The 16406-nt window shown below is 64.0% G+C and carries 13 protein-coding genes; 3 read left to right on the top strand and 10 right to left on the bottom strand.

Translation table 11 applies throughout. From position 1 onward, the window contains the following. Positions 1-78: 78 nt before the first annotated feature. The 10 genes from ACYP5B_RS47215 to ACYP5B_RS47170 all read right to left on the bottom strand — a co-directional run bounded on the left by ACYP5B_RS47215 (position 79) and on the right by ACYP5B_RS47170 (position 13365). On the bottom strand, positions 79-1428 hold the full coding sequence (locus ACYP5B_RS47215) for a phospholipase D-like domain-containing protein (RefSeq protein ID WP_459574232.1): 1350 nt from the start codon (positions 1426-1428) through the stop codon (positions 79-81). A gap of 623 nt (positions 1429-2051) precedes the next feature. Beyond that, the gene (locus ACYP5B_RS47210; RefSeq protein WP_459574230.1) at positions 2052-5138 is read right to left on the bottom strand and encodes a DEAD/DEAH box helicase family protein; all 3087 of its coding nucleotides are present in this window, start codon (positions 5136-5138) and stop codon (positions 2052-2054) included. Continuing rightward, the gene (locus tag ACYP5B_RS47205) at positions 5135-7270 is read right to left on the bottom strand and encodes a hypothetical protein (protein ID WP_459574228.1); all 2136 of its coding nucleotides are present in this window, start codon (positions 7268-7270) and stop codon (positions 5135-5137) included. The genes ACYP5B_RS47210 and ACYP5B_RS47205 overlap by 4 nt, the downstream gene beginning before the upstream one ends. Next, the gene (locus ACYP5B_RS47200) at positions 7267-8604 is read right to left on the bottom strand and encodes a hypothetical protein (RefSeq protein ID WP_459574226.1); all 1338 of its coding nucleotides are present in this window, start codon (positions 8602-8604) and stop codon (positions 7267-7269) included. Before ACYP5B_RS47200 ends, ACYP5B_RS47205 begins: the two co-directional genes overlap by 4 nt. Next, the gene (locus ACYP5B_RS47195; RefSeq protein ID WP_459574225.1) at positions 8601-8957 is read right to left on the bottom strand and encodes a hypothetical protein; all 357 of its coding nucleotides are present in this window, start codon (positions 8955-8957) and stop codon (positions 8601-8603) included. Before ACYP5B_RS47195 ends, ACYP5B_RS47200 begins: the two co-directional genes overlap by 4 nt. A 547-nt stretch (positions 8958-9504) precedes the next feature. Continuing rightward, positions 9505-10500: a phospholipase D family protein gene (locus ACYP5B_RS47190; RefSeq protein WP_459574223.1), complete on the bottom strand. Its 996-nt coding sequence runs from the start codon at positions 10498-10500 to the stop codon at positions 9505-9507. 221 nt (positions 10501-10721) lie between these two features. Continuing rightward, positions 10722-10958, bottom strand: a complete 237-nt coding sequence (locus ACYP5B_RS47185) for a hypothetical protein (RefSeq protein WP_459574222.1) — start codon at positions 10956-10958, stop codon at positions 10722-10724. Between the two features lie 150 nt (positions 10959-11108). Further along, complete coding sequence (locus ACYP5B_RS47180) at positions 11109-11657, bottom strand: plasmid pRiA4b ORF-3 family protein (RefSeq protein ID WP_459574220.1); 549 nt, start codon at positions 11655-11657, stop codon at positions 11109-11111. 143 nt (positions 11658-11800) lie between these two features. Then, on the bottom strand, positions 11801-12046 hold the full coding sequence (locus tag ACYP5B_RS47175) for an H-NS histone family protein (protein ID WP_045237936.1): 246 nt from the start codon (positions 12044-12046) through the stop codon (positions 11801-11803). 251 nt (positions 12047-12297) lie between these two features. Continuing rightward, positions 12298-13365: a DNA-binding protein gene (locus ACYP5B_RS47170; RefSeq protein WP_459574218.1), complete on the bottom strand. Its 1068-nt coding sequence runs from the start codon at positions 13363-13365 to the stop codon at positions 12298-12300. A 125-nt stretch (positions 13366-13490) separates the two neighbouring features. Between ACYP5B_RS47170 and ACYP5B_RS47165 the strand changes: the two genes are divergently transcribed. The 3 genes from ACYP5B_RS47165 to ACYP5B_RS47155 all read left to right on the top strand — a co-directional run bounded on the left by ACYP5B_RS47165 (position 13491) and on the right by ACYP5B_RS47155 (position 16295). Beyond that, positions 13491-14717 carry a tyrosine-type recombinase/integrase gene (locus tag ACYP5B_RS47165; protein ID WP_459574216.1) on the top strand — a complete coding sequence of 409 codons (1227 nt, stop codon included), beginning with the start codon at positions 13491-13493 and terminating at the stop codon, positions 14715-14717. A 105-nt stretch (positions 14718-14822) separates the two neighbouring features. Beyond that, positions 14823-15296, top strand: coding sequence for a ProQ/FinO family protein (locus ACYP5B_RS47160; protein ID WP_459574214.1), 474 nt, complete (start codon positions 14823-14825; stop codon positions 15294-15296). Positions 15297-15791: 495 nt separating this feature from the next. After that, positions 15792-16295, top strand: coding sequence for a cupin domain-containing protein (locus tag ACYP5B_RS47155; protein ID WP_459574213.1), 504 nt, complete (start codon positions 15792-15794; stop codon positions 16293-16295). Positions 16296-16406: the final 111 nt, after the last annotated feature.

Raw genomic sequence — 16406 nt, 5'->3', positions numbered from 1 at the left:
CCCCCCCCCCCCTACCGCGATCCCCCATACGCCCGACCCGCCCTTTGGAGGGGCGGGCGCTTTTTTTCTTTTGGAGCGCTACCGCGTGTACCAGGGACCGACGTATCTCTTGGCGAGAATCAAGGGATTGCCTTCGGCGTGAATCAGCCGGAGCTCGAACTCTTCGTGGCTGTGGCCGAAGAACAAGCGTGCGTTGCGTCCAGAAAGCTTGTTGCCGCCCATAGGCAGATACGGGGTGGTCATCCGCTCAACGACATCCTTCGCGAACTGCTCCGGGTTCTTCTCAATCCAGTCGACAAGAAAATCGCCTATTGCGCGGGTCGAATCGCGCTCCCTGGACCGCGCAATGCGTAGGATCCTGATGGACTGGCCGTCGAAAAACGCTCTTACGGTCGCCTCAGGGATGTAGTTGTCTCGAAGGCTGATGATCACTTGAAGGTTTTCGCGGCGCTTCTTTTCACTCAGCCACGTGCCACATAGCTCGAGGTCAAAAGGGTAGTCGCCCCAGGTTACCGAATCACTCTCTGCATTGACCCGACTCACGAAGGTGATGCGGCCTGTGTTCAGGCGCACCCAACCGAGTGCGCCTGTATCCTCGCGTAGGCAAAGGTAGCGTTGTTTGTCTGCGAGTTGTTCCACACCGCCGCCCGCGACCCATTTGGTCAGCGTCCGGTCAGTCGGAGCCTTGAGAGTGTAGAAGAAATCGCGGAGTTGGTCTGACCATTCGTGCCCGATCGTACATACCACCTCTGTTGCTGCTTCGCGCTGCGTGCGCACCGCCGCCGCGAGCAGTTCCAATAGTTCCGCGTCCGTCGGCTCTGACCGCCGGCGCCTTGCCTCTTCGGCTGCCTTCGCTGCGGCCGCTTCGCGTTCGGCCTTGCGCGCGGCAAGGCGGGCAGCGGCGGCCTCCGCAAGCCGCTGGGCTTCCCCGAACAGGGCCTTCAGGGGCTCGACCTCAGCCTCCATCTCATCAATCCGCTCGGCGGTAATGAGCGTGGCCGCACGCATCCAGGGGTCCACCAGCTCGAGAACGGCGTTAGAGACGTCCCCGTTCATGAAGACTGCGGTCAATTCGCGGTTCCGGGTACCGGCGTTCGTGATGTTCTGGCTGCCGATGCTGACAAAGCCCTTCTGTCCCAGCATAACTTTGGCGTGCAAGTCGGCGACCTCGAACACGGCGTGGCCGGCTTCGACAAGGGCCCGAAGCGTGGGCAGCGACGAAGCGCCGCTCGCAAATACCTCAGGAGTGAACAGGGTGTAGACGAATGCCGCCCCCCCGCTGAAAACCTCATCGGCCGTGCCGGACGTGAGATAGGGCGAGAACGCGTGAATGCCGGAGGGCGACGCGGCGCTCGCCCACCTGGTGGCGAGTTCCTTTCGATAGATCGTCGCTACGCCGTCGATTGCAAGGAATTCCTCGGAGGCCATGTCTAGGATAATTGGTATCGGTCGCCTTGCGAAACGGAGCCAAACGGGGGGGAAGCGCTGACTCATCGGGATCATGCACGGAGAGGGCGGTTGTCAACAGTGCTGGCCGCCAGCCCCGCCAGCCCACGAGTCTACGAGACGAATTCAGAAGCCGCCACGTGAGACCCCAGAAACCAGGCGGCTTAGGGTTTCTGGGACGCCAAAGCAGTCGCTCACCGCAATAGCAAATAATGTGAACGATACTGTCAAGGGATGCCGGATGAAAGATACGCGACGTCCTATATGGGGTCATCGAATGAACATGGACTTCCCTTCCCGTAGTCTTGATTCAGCCCGGACGCTGGCTGCCTGGCTGGGTGTACCGGTGCAGTGGCTTCGCTTTGGCATACCTGAATCAGGCAAGTCCAAAAACAAGCCAGCAACGGCAGGCGAAGTCGGCGCTCTGACGCCGACGGAAGTGAAACTCCTCTTGAGCATTCGGACCATGCTGGGGATCACCGCAAGCGCGTTTCTGAGCTGGTTGAGCAACTGGGGCGCGTTCATTCCATCTTTCTTAAAATGCTCAACGAACACTGCCGGAAGGGAGCCACCAACCGGCTGCTGCAGTGCCAGATGCGGCTCGGTTATACATCTTGTACCGAGTCCACCGGGCTGATGGCCCGGCTCCCCAAGGGTGTTGCTGGCAAGCGCGGCTCGAATGGCGATTCAAGCGTCTCGACGATCTGCTCCGGGATGCGGTCGTCGCTGTACAACGCCTCCTGCATTGAAGCGGAGCGCGGCTGCGCCACTGTGCCTACGCGGTGCAAGGAGCGCTGGTAGTCATTGATCCGGTGCGAGAGATCGCGGATCTGGAACCACTCGATGCTCTCCGCGACGTGCGGGAAGCGCACCCCGATGCCGTTGCGCTCGATCAAATCAGGCTCTGCTTCCTGGGCGCGCGTGAGGCGTCGTTGGGCTATTGAGCCGACGCGATCCACGCGCCCGTTCTTCTGCTCAATGCCGATCGGGCTGCCGGAGATTCCGAAGTGCGTGACTTGCCGGCAGAAGGTGTGCAGGTCCTCGCCTTCCTGGAACACGCTGGTAGACACCAGCACCATGGGGTAGCCCGGCATGCGGAAGCGCCAAGCGATGTCCGCGCGAGAATTGGCATTCATCCCGCTGGCCCACTCGACCGGCGCGCGCGGCGTGATCCGCGCCGCGATGAGGCGGCGCCAATCGGCGCGCCTGGCGCCGAGGTCGGAGAAATTGGTCTTCAGCACATACTTCCAGCCTTCTGCCAGTTGCGCCAGCACGTGGTAGCTGGAAAGCGGGGTGGCCCTGTCCCCGCTCTGCATGGATAGCCTTTCGCAGAAGCGCGCCGTCAGGTGCGCCGCGCCGTCGGCGCCTTCCCTGGCGCTATGCCTGGCCGGCACGCCGGCATCACTGTCCGGCGTGCCGCTGCACATCCACAGGTCGACAAAGGGGTGATCCAGCCGCACAAGGGCGAAGAACACTTCGCGGAACAGCGCGAACTCGTCTAGCAGTTCGCCGCACAGCTCGCCCGCTGCAAACCTGGCCCGCAGGCGGGGCCATAGCGGCCACAGCCCGGCAAGCAGGCCGCGCTTGTCTAGTTCGCGCGACAGCGTCGCCGCTTCCAGTGCTTCCCGCGCGGCGCGCGCGTCAATGCGGTGGCCGACGGCGTCGCGCGCCTTTCCTGCTTTGCCTGCCTGGCGCGTGACCAGGGCGTCGCTCAGATAATGCAGCAGGTCTGCGCAAGATCTCGCCAGCGGCGAGTCTGGTGCGCCGCGCTCCAGCGACTCCAGCCGCAAGCGCAGCCAGGCGATCTGCACACAGCGGAACAAGTCGAAGCGAGTCGGGTTAGCGGCAGTGTTGGCGCACGTGGCATAGGCTGCGAGCGCATCGTGCTCGTGCGGCAAGATGTCGCCGACCAGTCCGCGCAGCAGATGGCGCCAGTCGACTTCGCCGATCACGGACAGCCAGTCCTTGCGAGCGGTCAGCGCGCGGCGCAGCGCGAATGGCGTGGGCCGTCGCAGTGAGGCGCATAGCGTCTGCACGGTGTCGTCTGAGGTGCCGCGGAAAAACCAGCAAAAGAGATTCTCCAGCGTGGGCGGCGGCGCGGGATCGTCGTCGTCCGCGGCCCGTGCGGTGGCTTCCTGCGCCAGCGGCGGCGCGCCGCGCGACTGCTTCGGCAACAGCGCGAGCCAAGTGTCCGCGGCGACGTTGGTGCCGCGCTCCAATAGCGCGGCCAGCCATTTATCGTAGCCGTGGTCGAGCCGCGATTTCAGGTCGTCGATGCTGCGGATGCGGCGCACGAACACGAGTTGCTTTTCCGCGCCGGCGAAGGCGGCCCGCGCCAGGCGCACGGATTCCGCTTCGAGCTTAGGGTGGGGCGGCTCCTCATCGTCGAAGCGCTTGCGGTAGGAGTCCGCCAAGTGCGCCAGCAGGTTGGTGTCGAGCGCGGATTCCGCCGGCGCCTTCTGGCCGTCACCATTGACGTCCAGGGCTTCGGCGGCGACTTCGCCGCCAGCGCCACGGCGCTTTGGTGCGCGGATGGCATATGCTTCCCATGCTGCGAACATGGCCATGGGGAAGGCTGACGCCTCGCTGGATTCCACCAGCTTCTTCTGCACTACTGCAGTGTAGAGCCGCTGTAGCAAGCGCGCATGGCGCGGTTGCGTCTCGGGATCCCCGGCGCGCGGATCGCGCAGGTTGATAGCGGCCGCGGCGCGTTGCTCGCTGCGGTACTGGTTGCGCGAACGCTTGCTTCCATCGCCGCACAAGAGAAAATGCGAGCGCCGCACGAGAAAAGCGGCCAGCCCGCGGTGCACGGCGTCCCAGTCGCGCATACCGGCGGCCGCCTTGAGCGCGGCAACGATTTCGGGAAGCACGCCGCCGGCTGGCCTGGTTACCTGAAGTTGGCGTCGCAGTTGTTCCAGGTCGCGGTCGAAGGGCGTGGCCGATAGCAGCAAGGAAGCGCGGAACTTGGGCGAGACACCGTCCTCCCCGCGCAGAGCCGTGCGGATAAAGTGCGCCCGGTCGGAGCCGGCCGAGCGCAGCAGGTGGGCCTCGTCGAACACTAGCAGGTCATAGCCGCGCAGCAATTCATACACTTTGCGCGCTGCCGTGTCCTTGACCTCGTCCTTGCACTTTCCGCCGTACTCGGTCGGCGTCAGCAGGCCTTGCAGCGCGTGACCCCAAGCCGCAGGGTCGTCGTCGAGTTGGAAGCTGAACGCCGAGAACGACAGGAAGGCATCGCATGCTCCGCTGGCGGCCTGGTCGCGAGCCTGGCCATGGACCCAATCCTTGATGGTGTCATACTCGTAGGGGTGCAGGATCACTCCGGCGCCGCCATCCTTGCGTTCGAGCAGGCGGTTGAAGGCCCGGCACTCGCGCCGCGCCCACTTGATGCGCACATTGCGCGATGGCGTCAGGTAAAGCACGCGCAGGCCCGTATGACGTCGGCGCAGCAGGGCGACGATCGCCAGCGCGACGTAGGTCTTGCCCATACCAACCTCGTCGGCGAGGTAGGCTGTGCCGTGCTCGAGCAGGATGGCGTGAAGCGCCAGGGTGGCGGTGAGTTGAGCGGAGCCGACCTCGGCCAAGTCTGTGTCGCCGCCGGACAAGTCAAGCCATTGCTCCACCTCGGCCAGCGTCCAGCCTCGCTGGTCGTGCAAGAATTTCGATGCGGTCGGCAATACGGCGTCGTTCATGCCTGCTCCTTAAGCGCGGTTGCGATCTGTCGGGCCGGCAGATCCCGGGTGGGGTCGTCGGCATCCGCGCCAAGGTCGTCAAGGAATGCCCGCGCCAGCCAGTCGAGCCGGTCGGCGCCGAGGGCCGCCAGCGGGCCGGCGGTCAGTATTGCGATCAGCGCTTGCGCCCGTTTATCTACGCAGTCGCCCACACCCTTGTGGTCCGCCGCGATTTGCTTGATCCAATGCAGGATCACCCAGCGCTCTACCTCGTCGAGCGCCTCGGCATCCTCTTCGCCGGCGAGGCGCTCGAGCAGTGTCGGCAGCGAGTCCGTGCGGTCCGTGCGCAGGTAATAGTGCACCCGGCTAGCCAGGGCGGCGGCATTCGCTTCGGGCTCAGTGCCTGGCAATAGCTTGCGGCGCAGGCCCTGGAAAGCGCCATGGATGCGCGTCATGGTGGCGAACAGGTCTTCCCGCTCGCCGGACGCTTCCGGTACGTCAGGCTTGAAGCCGTCTTGCCGCGACAACAGTTCTTCGAGGCGACTCCAGCCGGCGCTTGCTGAGCCGATGCGTGCGCCACGGGTGCTGCGCCACAGGTCGATCATGCCCCAGACGTCCAGCTTGAGCTCGGGCGGCACCGGGCGGTACTGCAGGTTGCGCTGGTGCACCCAGACCCGCTCCACGCCGCGGTTGGCATCGCAGCGGGGGCCGAAGGCGGGCGCCGCAGGCATTTCCCAGACGATGGCGATTGCCGGATAGCTGGCAAGGTGCGCGGTCAGCGATACGTGCGCGATGGCGCGGCCGGCTTGCAAGGGCACGTCGTCCCGGCCGCCGTGGTCGGGGCGCCAAGCCAGCCGCACGGCGCCGAAGTTCTGGGCGCTGCGCGGCGCGAGCGAAACTGCGAGTTCACCAATGGTCCAGTCAAAAGTGGCGTCGAACGCCGGCGCGGCGGCAACCGCAGCCATAGCTTCTGGCGGCGCGTCGGCTGGCGGCAAGAAGGCGCCGGGCTCGGTGTCGTCCGGCACCAGCCAATTGCCGGGTGTGCCGGGAAAGAAGAATCCCGCCTCGAAGTTCATGTCGAACGCCGCGCGGCTGAAATTGACCGAGCCGATGAAATTCAGGAGGCTCGGCAGCCGCAGCACTTTGGCATGCGTGCGGCGCGGGCGTCGGTTGGCAATGTCGGCCGGGGTAGCGACCTCGCAGAGCGTCACGCCCGGGACAAAGGCGCACCAAGCAGCGTCGTTGCCGTGCTGCAGTTCTCGGTACTGCGGCTCGGAGAGCAAGCCAGTGCGGCCCTGCCAGACGTCAACCGGCAGCCAGACGCGGATCGCTTCCAGTCGGAGTCGTTCCTGCACCTGGCGAGCAAAGTCCCGCAGGTCGTCGTCCGGAAAATATGGTGACACTACTTCCAGCACCTGTGCGGACGGCGGCGCCGCCAAGCGCCGCATCTGTGCCGCGAAGCGATCGAGGAAGCGGCCGCCAGGGCTCGCATTGGCATTGGCATCAGGTCCGTCGCTGGGCAACAGCGCCATAAAGGGGCTGCCCGTCGCCGGACCGACGCCGCGTGGCGCGTCGGCCAGCCAAGCGTCGACTACCGGATGCGCAGCATCGGTACGCAAGGCTGCCAGGTAGCGCAACAGCCGGTCAAGATCGCCGAAGATGTCGGACGGTACCGCATCCGCGGCGAACGGCTGCGTGAAGTGCCAGACTTCAATGTTTTCCCACCAGCCCGCGTAGGTCAGGTTGGCCGAGCCGGAGCCCAGCACCCACGCCGTGCGCGGGGCAGTGCCGTCTCCGTCCCCCTCATAAACGAGCCGTAACAGCACCACCTTGCCGTGGAAGGCGCCCTGCTGGCGGACCGGGTGCAGCGCATAGGGCAGCCAGGGCACGCCTGCTTCGCTGGCGCTGGCGTCGAAATACACTTCGATGCCGGGTTGCTCCGCAGCCGGCGTGGCGCACATCTGCTCGTTGAGCTGTAGCCGCCGCAACGCTGGATGCAGCGACATGTTATCGGTGCAGCCAAGTAGCAACGGCACCAGATGAGCTTCGAAGAACTCCGGTTCGAAGCCGAAGGTAGTGAACAGCGCATGCGTGACGCGGGCGGTCCCGATCGTTTCTTGCAGCGCTCGTGACAAGGTCGACCAGTGCTTCATGCTGCCTCCCGCGCCGCCGCGTAGGTCTGCCGCCAGAGCGCGACGAAGGCGCCGAGAAAGTAGTCGTTGTCCCAGTGCGCGCGCAGGGTGCCGGCGGCGGGCAGCGGAGCGCCTGCGCCCATAATCACCTGGAGGCAGCCCCGCTCGCTGCGGCCGACCCAGGCAGGCCCTCCGCGCTCCTTCATCACGCCGGCGTGGAGTTCGAGCAGCGCTTCGACGAAGTTCTCCAACTGCCGCTCGCGAAGGTACCCGGCCATCGCGCGCAGCGCCTTCGCCCGACGCAGCCACGCCCCGGAAAATGGGGGCTGGAAGTCCGGCACGTCGAGATCATCGAAGGCGCCGTCAGCCGCCCAGCCCTTGTTTTCGAATACCTTGACCACGGTAGTCATGGGCTGGCTATGCTGGCCCATCAGGAAGCCGAAAGCCGCGGCCACGGCAACCAGCACGCGCTCAAGCTGCATGACTTTAGCCGCATAGGCCTGCAACGGCTGCGGCACGCCGGCATCGGGCTGCGCGAGCCGCAGCACCAGTTTTTGGACACCACCACTCTCTGGCAGGCCGCCTTGGCCCGCGAAGGCGCACAGGGCTTTCTGCAGCTCGGCTGCGCCGTCGCCAAGCAGTGCATCGCCTAGCTGGCGGCGCCCAGGGCAGTCGAGCAGGGGCGCGATCGATGGCAGCGTGCCGGGCGGGATGTGGATGGTCTTGCCTGGCGCCTCCAGCGTCGCCGCGAAGGCGCGCATGGCATCTCCGCGGTACGCCTCCAGGAAGGGCGCGACCAGGCGCTTACCGTCGTCAGTCAAGAGGCGGCTTGCGCGCATCAGGCCGGTCCCCACGAGGGCGCTGGAATACAGGCCCCACAGGCCAGAGCGGCGCTGGTCGCCCAGGATACGCGCCGCCGCGCCCTGGCCGACCACCACGCTGCCGTCCTTGCCGTCGCGCCCGCGTTCCTGGTCGCGCGCGCTCATCATGCGCGTGCCGATCACGCCCTCCCGCCCGGACCAGTAGCGCGACCACGCAGCCAGTTGCTCGAAGCGCTCAAAGCGTGCGTAGAACGCGGGCGAGGCGCTGTCTGGCGCGCGCTCCTCGGCAGCATCGACTTGCGCAGCAAGCGCGAAGCCGAGCAGCGTCAGGATGAAGTTGTCCAGGTGGCGCGTCACCGTGGTGAGGTTGCCGACCAGGCGCCGTCCCACCTGGGACCATACCAGTTCAAAGCCGAGCGGGTCGCGGCTGCCCTTGGGCCGCAGGCTTTCATCTAGTTCGGTGAAGAAGAATTCGGGTGCGTTCATCGCAAAGGAAGTCAGGGGGAATGGCCGGTCGGCGACCGTGTCAGTCAAGCGGTGCCTCCAACGGGCGAACGGAGTCCAGCAGGCGCGAACACAGGTACGGCGCGTACCGGCTCGATCATGAGCTTGACCACGGTCTGAGCGATTCGATCAGACACAGTAGGTATCCCCAATTTTCTCGTGCCGCCCTTGGCCTTCGGGATTTCAACCTGCTTCACCGGTGGCGGGAAGTACGACCCCGATGACATCCGGTTCCACAACTTGTACAGATTTCCCGAAAGGTCCTGCTCGAACATGGCGATGGTTTCATCATCCACGCCGGCAGCACCACGGTTGGCCCTCACCAACTGGTACGCCTCCCACACCGTGCGCTTCGCAATGTCATACGGTTTTGTTGATGTCATGTCACTCATCCCCACAGTGCAGGTTGGTGAACTTCGTCAACAGGATAACGCTGCCCCTTCGCTCCGCCCTTATTACAAAGGCTTCAACACTACTACGAGCAGCTCCGCCCCTCACTTTGGCATCGGTATTCTTCCTCATGGTGTCTGCCATTTGTCATTTCCCTTAGCATCCAAAGCAAGGTTCTCACGTTCCATACCAAAGCCTGTATTGAGCTCATGCCGCCTATACACCGGCTGCCATCGGGTCCGTAACCAGGTGTCGCCCCGACTGATCCCGGAGCGGCCGAGCAGCTCCAGTTTTGACAGCCCTTTTAGAGGGTTGACGATGCGTCATCGGACGGTTCGCTTTCGCTCATCTTCTCAATACTCACCTGACATCCTCAATGGACGCCTTTTCCCCGATCGCTCACCACCACGCCTTTTGGACGCAGCAGCATCGGGCGGTTTGAAGTCTGCTCCTGAAAACCGACTTCGGGAGGCCTTCTCCCATCTTCAGTACAGCACCGCAGGCTCTCGCCTGCGTTCGTGACACACCCCGGCCATCCCTCTAACCCGCTCGGGCGATCGCCAAGGCTTTGTCGAGTCGAATACAGATCGATCCGCATTCGTCTGCGTCGGCCAGCAACTTAGGAAGTACGGGCTGGAGCAAGGTCGCTAACTGCTTCGCTTCTTTGCTGCCGTAGATCGCCCGAAGCACGTCCGGCTCCCGCACCACGACCTGAATCTGCGTTTCATGGTCGCCCGGCAAGTAGGCGAAGTCGAGGCGTGCAATGCGCCGCCATGCCCCCTCATTCTTTAGCTTGTGCTGGCGCGAATAGCGGAGCGACAGGAGCGGGGCGTCCTGCGGCAGATCACTCCAGTCTTCAAAATAGGAGACCTTGTCGGTGAAGTTCGCATCGCCTGGAGACCCAGAGACCTCCATACTGTTTCGCTCCTCTTGAAACGCCGTCTCAGCCTCCTTCGTCGGCGACCTGTTGTACAACGCAACATAGATACCGCGGCCCTCCAACTCCTCAGGACGGTGAGCAAGCAAAGAGATGTTACGAAGGGACTCGCGCCCAATCGCCTTTCGCCTTTCCCAAAGGTCATTTGCCACTTTCAAATCGCGTGCCTCAATCCCGCGCGCATCGCTCCAGAGCCGGTCGAACCAGCTTTGCATCCGTTCAATCTCTTGGACATCGGAGACAAGATAGCCGGCCTCACGCCATTTGGCACTCTCGTTGCCTTCGAGGCAGAGCCCGTTGGTGGAGAGGTTTGCCGACCCGACGATGCCCTTCTCGCGTGAGATGATCACCTTGGCGTGAAGGTCTGGAAGATGGCGAATTTGGACATCCTCGGTTTTCCCCAACGCTAGCAGGCCTTCCACAGCCTTCGGATTGGTCGCCCCGGAAAGCAGATTGCAGATGATACGCACGGACTTGCCGGCGTCCTTGAACAGCCTTTCCGCACCATCCCCCAGAAACGCTATCGCAGCCTTGACCTCGCTGCCGTCATTGATAACAGACTTCACTCGCTCTAGATAACACGCAGAATCGATGAACATGGTTGGGTTGTTTAGTCGATGATTGTTGTCTGTCGTAGGCCAAGAGAACATGTAGTGAATCGGTTCATCAGTATCCGCTCGCTGCCTGTCTCGGGTTAGCTCGTTCGACGCAGACTAGTGGGATCCTGTTCGAGATGCCTCTGTGCTCACGCAGCGCGAATAGCGAGGAGAACTCGAACAGCGATCGTGGTCGGCCCAAGGGCTCGCTGGCTAAATGAGCCTCAGTCGATCACCCACCCATCCTCGATCAAGCTTTCGAGACTTGGGTAGCTATTCTTTTGCCCGTCAGTGCGATCCGTCACCGTGTAATTTTGGTGCACGAGATCCGTGATGCCAATCGTAGCAAAGCCTCCTTCCCTGTGTTTGAGTGCAACCTCCGACCCCAGCGTAATCGGCAAGCCCGTAAGCGTCTCGCGCGTTAGTGCCTTCAGTTCTTCCGACCAATCAGTGCTATCCATGCCCCCTCCTTGGTGTTGATTTGATCTCGTCAAAAATTTTCCGTCCATTTGTCCCAAGACCCAGGCTCGTCATGATGTGCGTTCTGCGGTTGCTTTGACCGTGGCTTCCTCTTCGGCGCGGTCTCATCTGACACAAAGGGCCAGCAGGCGTCACCGAATCGCCCGCAGCCTCGCATTGACCGCATTCACATCAAAGCCAACTGGGTCGAATACGCCGCCAACCCACGACCGGAAGTCATTGTGCTGTTCGTGTGTCTTGTCCCGGAGCGCTGCAAGGAATTCCGCATAGCCGTGTGGCCCACCAACGTCTTCCGGAGGGCAAGCGTATTCGCCAGTCAGGCATACCGGCAGAGCCAGCGCCAGGTCAGGGTAGCCGACTGATTCGACAATGACGCGGTGCTGCCAGTCATCGCCAAAGTCATAGCGGTACTCGAATTCGGTGGCCGAGCCGAGCGCATGGTTCAGCCGAACGCCCTTCTCCGACCGCAGGCCTTCATCCGAGACGTCCTTATCCTGTACGCCGAACCGCTCGCCGTTGATGTCGAATTCATGCAGGTGAGTGTCCTCCCAGCCCATCACGGAATGGATCACCTTGTGGAGCTTGGGGAGTTGTATATCCGCCGGGACAACAAAGCGACGCCAGACCAGAGGCTTGACATGGAGCAGTTCGATACGAAGGGTTGCGGCAAGTTTGAGCATAGGCGGAAGAAATCATACATGGGTCCGGGGACCAAGCTAACGGGCTTGCACGGTGAAACTTCTCAGCCACGACCGAGCGGCTCCCGAGCGGCTCCAGATGGAGCGGGTGAAGGAAATCGAAGGGGTAGTCCTCTACTCGCCCGCTAGACGCGGAAATGTTCCACGGTCTGCCCGGCGTTGACTGCCCGCTGCAACCAGTCCGGCATGGCACCGCGGCCGTCCCAGCCCTGCCCGTGCGCGTTGCGGTAGCGCACCGCTCCTGGCGTTGGAGTCGGCGGCGGCTCGGCAAAGCAGCCGGCGGCCTGCAGGTCGGCCAGGCTCAGGCCGTGCTGGGCCATCTGGATGCGGATCCAGGTAATCGCTTGCGCGCGCTCGATTTCAATCGACATGGTGTAGGTGAATAGATTTGGGGCGGCGCCGGATCCCGCATCGTGCCGTCTGGCGGCAGCGTTGGATTCGGGATTGTTCTAGGTGATCGCTGCAGTGGGAATCCGTGCTGGCGGGAGGACGTGGCCGCCCTCACTGCTTAAATTTTAGTCAAACCCGCCGATGCCGTCGGCACTCGGCCCCCGCGCGGCTTGTCCACAGGCTTGTCCCGTCGCGCGGTGGATAAATTCCATCCGACACCTCCGGCGCCCCCTCAGGTCGGCCCGGGCTTGAACTTGGTGCGCGTTACCGGCGCCCCGCGCCTAGGCGATACCAGGCGGCGCGTCGCGGTGGCTTCCGCATCGGCCCGCTCGGCGCGCCGTACTGCCATCTCCAGTTCCACCCGCAGCCCGTCTTGTGCCGCCTGCCCTCGCTCGAGCGCCTGCTCTGCCTCCGCCAGTTGCCGGCTGAGCGTGTCGCGCTCGGCCTGCAACCGCGCCCGCTCCTCGGCGCCGGCCACGGCGGCGTCTTGCGCCCTCGCCTGCACGGCCGCCAGTTCGGTGCGCAGGTCCGCGAGCGCCTGCTCGCCCTTCTGGCGCAGCGTGCGTTCCTGGTCGATCTCGCGCAGCGCGCGGCGTTCGGTGGCACTGGCCCGCTCCTGTGCGACGGCGACCTGCTCGCGGGTGCGCTCCAGCTCCGTCGAGAATTGGGTACGCAACTCTCCCAATTGCCGCTCGAGCGCCTCGATCTGGCGCTGCCCCGCCTCCTGACGCGCCCGCGCGGCGGCGTGGGCCTGGCGCTCGGCCTCCAATTCGCCTTGCAGCGCCGCGCGTGCGCGCTGGGCGGCGTCGAGCCCGGCCTGTACAGCGGCTGTCTCCTGCTCGGCCACCACCACCGCGGCCCGCGCCTGGTCGCGCTGCGCTTCCGCCTCGCTCGCGTGCAGCCGCGCTTCAGCCCGCAAGGCGGCCAGTTCGCCGGTGGCCGCCTCGTTGGCGGCCTGCCAGATCGATTGCACGGCATTGGCGGCGATCGCCTTGAGCCCGTCCGGCAACTCGGGATGGTCGATGGTGACGCGCATCTTGCCGCGCAGGTCCGCCCAGAACTGCGCGAGCACCTCGGTGGGTGTGCCCATGCTGCCCTTGCGCACCAGGCCGTAGAGCTTGTTGGCGGTGGGGGTGATGCCGTGGCGGAAGAACAGCAAGGCGCAGACCTCGCGGTAGAGCGCGCGGGTCTCGGGGAACTGCGCACGCAGGGTGGCCACGTCGGCAGCGAGCGTGGCCTGCAGGGCGGCCTCGGAAGACGTGGATTCAGGGCTGGCAGTCATGTTTGGGTGGCGGACCATGTCAGTTTCGGTAAATATTACTACGTAATACGACATTTATCTAATTCAAAACGCAAATCTTTAGACATAAGTACCATTCTGTCTATAATTATGGCTACCCTCACGCCATGCCGCCCGCCGCACCGATGGAACCCACCCCGCTCCCCCACCCTGCCTTCACTGCCCTGCCGGCCACCCCGATCGAGCGCTTGCGCCTGCCCGCCGCGCTGTCCGGCGCCGCCGGCAGCAACCGGGCCCGCGGCGGCACCCCACAGATCTCGGCTGCCGACGATCTGGCCGCCGTCACCGCCTGGCTGGCTCGCTATACCGACACGCCGGCCACGCTGCAGACCTATCGGCGCGAGGTGGAGCGGCTGCTGCTGTGGGCCGTCCTGCAGCACGGCAAGCCGCTGTCCTCGCTCACCCATGAGGACCTGCTGCTGTACGAGCGTTTCCTGGCCGATCCCCAGCCGGCCTGGCGCTGGGTGATGGCATCGCGCAAGAAGCTCGCGCGCGGCGCGCCCGAGTGGCGGCCGTTCGCCGGCCCGCTCTCCCCGGCCAGCGCGCGGCACGCGATGGTGATCCTCAATACGCTGTTCGCCTGGCTGGTGGACGCCGGCTACCTCGCCGGCAATCCGCTCTCGCTAGCGCGCAGCCGGCGCGGCCAGTCCAAGCCCCGCATCACGCGCTACCTCAGCCACGCCATGTGGCAGACAGTCAAGGACGCCATCGAAGCGATGCCGGGTACGAGCGACAGTGCGACCGAGCGCGAGCGCCTGCATGCGGCGCGCTGCCGCTGGCTCTTCACGGTGCTGTATCTCGGCGGCCTGCGCGCGGCGGAAGTGGCTGAAACCCGCATGGGCGCCTTCTTCTGCCGGCGCGACCGCGACGGCGTGGAGCGCTGGTGGCTGGAGGTGACCGGCAAGGGCAACAAGACGCGGCTGGTGCCGGCCACGGATGAACTGATCGTGGAGCTGGCGCGCTATCGCGAGGCGTACGGCCTGCCACCCGCCCCGCACCCCGGCGAGGCGCGCCCCATCGTGCTGCCGATCATCGGCAAGGAAAAACCCTTGTCACGCGGCGCGCTGCACCTGGTGCTGAAGGAAGTGTTCGGGATGGCCGCCGCGCGCCTGCGCTCACGCGGCCCGGAGTGGGAAAGCCGGGCCGCGGTGCTGGCCAGCGCGTCGGCGCACTGGCTGCGCCATACCGCGGGGTCGCACATGACCGACCAGCAGGTGGACCTGCGTTTCGTGAGGGACAATTTCGGGCATGCATCGATTTCTACCACCAGCGCTTATCTGCATACGGAGGACGATGCGCGGCATGAGGCCACGCAGGAACGCCACCGGATCGGGTGGACGCGCGAAGGGTGACGGGCGGCCAGCATGCCTGCTTTGGTCAACGTCCCGCCGCGGCGTGGGCGGCGAGGCGAATTGCGAGCGACTGCTACAATTGCATGACGTTTTTAATGGCTGGGCATGATGGGCTTCGAACAACTGGCGGCACTGAAGAAACAACTGGCAAAGCAAGCCAAGGCCGCACCTGCCAAGACGCGTAGCGCGCCCCCGAAGGCTTCGGCCCGCCCAGCAAAACCCGTTAAGCCCATCGATCCGGTGCTGCAAGCCATCGTGAAGTTGCAGAAACGGTTCCCGCAAACCTTTCCGAAGAATCCGGCACCCAAGGTGCCGCTCAAGATCGGCATCTTCGAGGACCTTGTTCAGCACGCGCAGGAACTTGGCCTGACGGAGCCAGCATTGCGCGATGCAATCCGGACCTGGTGCCGCGGCACCCGCTACTGGGCCTGCCTGGTGGAAGGCGCACCGCGCGTGGATCTGGCGGGTCAGGAGGCGGGACACGTGGCCCAGGCCGATGCGAACCGGGCGCAGCAACTGCAAGCCCGTCGTGCAGCGCGAGCGCTATCTCGACCTGCAACTGCGCCAAAGCCCAACTGATCTGTAGGGCATTAGCCAAAGGCGTCTATCCAACGAGAGACCAGGATTGCGATTCCTGTCGTCGAGGATTCGTGTCCCATCAGCCAGCCCAAAATTCTTTTTCATATCAATGACTTGCGGATTTCTTCGCATTTCATGATGTGAGGTTTCCAACGAAAGTGGAAACATTCCAACGGCGCCTCTGGCGCCGTTTTCATTTTCTGCGCTACGCCCTCCCCCAAAAATCCTTCCCATAGCTGCCGATCACTGGCGGCGGCCCACTGCTGCTCATGCGTTCGCATCACTCAGTGCGATACTCTATGCCCCCCACAAACGGCCATTGCGCATTCAATCAGCTTTTTTCGTGGGCGGCCGCACATTCTTGTGCGTTGGGCTGCAGACAGTATGTTTGCACTATCGAGCCAGCCGTCTGTGCCAAGCCTGGTAGCCAGGCATCTCAGATTTGTTGCGCCTGCGCCTGCGCTGATGAGACCTTTCCTGTTCGGAGTATTCACGATGACCACAGACGCATCCACTCTTGAGCCGATCACAATTGGTGGCCTGACAGTGCGCTATCTCATAGACGGATCCGCCACGAAGGGCATGGGCGTCTTCGAGTTGACAATCGCCCCGGGAGCAAACGTTCCGCCGCCACATAGTCACACCCACAATGAAGAATGCATATACGCCTTGGAGGGGCTCATCCGCTATTCCGTTGACGGTGTTGTCAGGGATCTGGCACCGGGTGAGTGGATGCATACACCCAAGGGCTCCGTCCATGCGTTCAGCAACCCTCATCAAGCCACTGCCAAGGCACTAATCGTCCTTACCCCTGACCTGGGTGCACAATACTTTCTGGATGTACAGGGAGTTGTGGATGCCGGCGGGCCGCCAGACCGCCAGAAGTTGTTGGCAGTCATGTCCAGCTACGGGCTCGTTCCTAGCGCCCCGATTCCAGCAGTCGCCCAACAATCGGCTGAAGAGGATGTGCCCGCGGCGCAAGGACGCCCCTTGATCTAAGCGTTGAATGGCAGCTTTGAGCACCTGAACAACTGGGACCAAAGGGATGGGCGCGCCGATCATTGACGACGAGTTATGGGCACTGATCGAACCGCTGCTTCCAGCGCCGAA

This window comes from Cupriavidus sp. 8B (assembly GCF_054589115.1).
This window is presented reverse-complemented; position numbering and strand designations above follow the sequence as displayed.

Excerpts from the sequence above, each read along its gene's own strand:
- ACYP5B_RS47215 (WP_459574232.1), bottom strand. The coding sequence starts at position 1,428 with ATGGCCTCCGAGGAATTCCTTGCAATCGACGGCGTAGCGACGATCTAT.
- ACYP5B_RS47210 (WP_459574230.1), bottom strand. The coding sequence starts at position 5,138 with ATGAACGACGCCGTATTGCCGACCGCATCGAAATTCTTGCACGACCAG.
- ACYP5B_RS47205 (WP_459574228.1), bottom strand. The coding sequence starts at position 7,270 with ATGAAGCACTGGTCGACCTTGTCACGAGCGCTGCAAGAAACGATCGGG.
- ACYP5B_RS47195 (WP_459574225.1), bottom strand. The coding sequence starts at position 8,957 with ATGACATCAACAAAACCGTATGACATTGCGAAGCGCACGGTGTGGGAG.
- ACYP5B_RS47190 (WP_459574223.1), bottom strand. The coding sequence starts at position 10,500 with ATGTTCATCGATTCTGCGTGTTATCTAGAGCGAGTGAAGTCTGTTATC.
- ACYP5B_RS47185 (WP_459574222.1), bottom strand. The coding sequence starts at position 10,958 with ATGGATAGCACTGATTGGTCGGAAGAACTGAAGGCACTAACGCGCGAG.
- ACYP5B_RS47180 (WP_459574220.1), bottom strand. The coding sequence starts at position 11,657 with ATGCTCAAACTTGCCGCAACCCTTCGTATCGAACTGCTCCATGTCAAG.
- ACYP5B_RS47175 (WP_045237936.1), bottom strand. The coding sequence starts at position 12,046 with ATGTCGATTGAAATCGAGCGCGCGCAAGCGATTACCTGGATCCGCATC.
- ACYP5B_RS47170 (WP_459574218.1), bottom strand. The coding sequence starts at position 13,365 with ATGGTCCGCCACCCAAACATGACTGCCAGCCCTGAATCCACGTCTTCC.
- ACYP5B_RS47165 (WP_459574216.1), top strand. The coding sequence starts at position 13,491 with ATGGAACCCACCCCGCTCCCCCACCCTGCCTTCACTGCCCTGCCGGCC.
- ACYP5B_RS47160 (WP_459574214.1), top strand. The coding sequence starts at position 14,823 with ATGATGGGCTTCGAACAACTGGCGGCACTGAAGAAACAACTGGCAAAG.
- ACYP5B_RS47155 (WP_459574213.1), top strand. The coding sequence starts at position 15,792 with ATGACCACAGACGCATCCACTCTTGAGCCGATCACAATTGGTGGCCTG.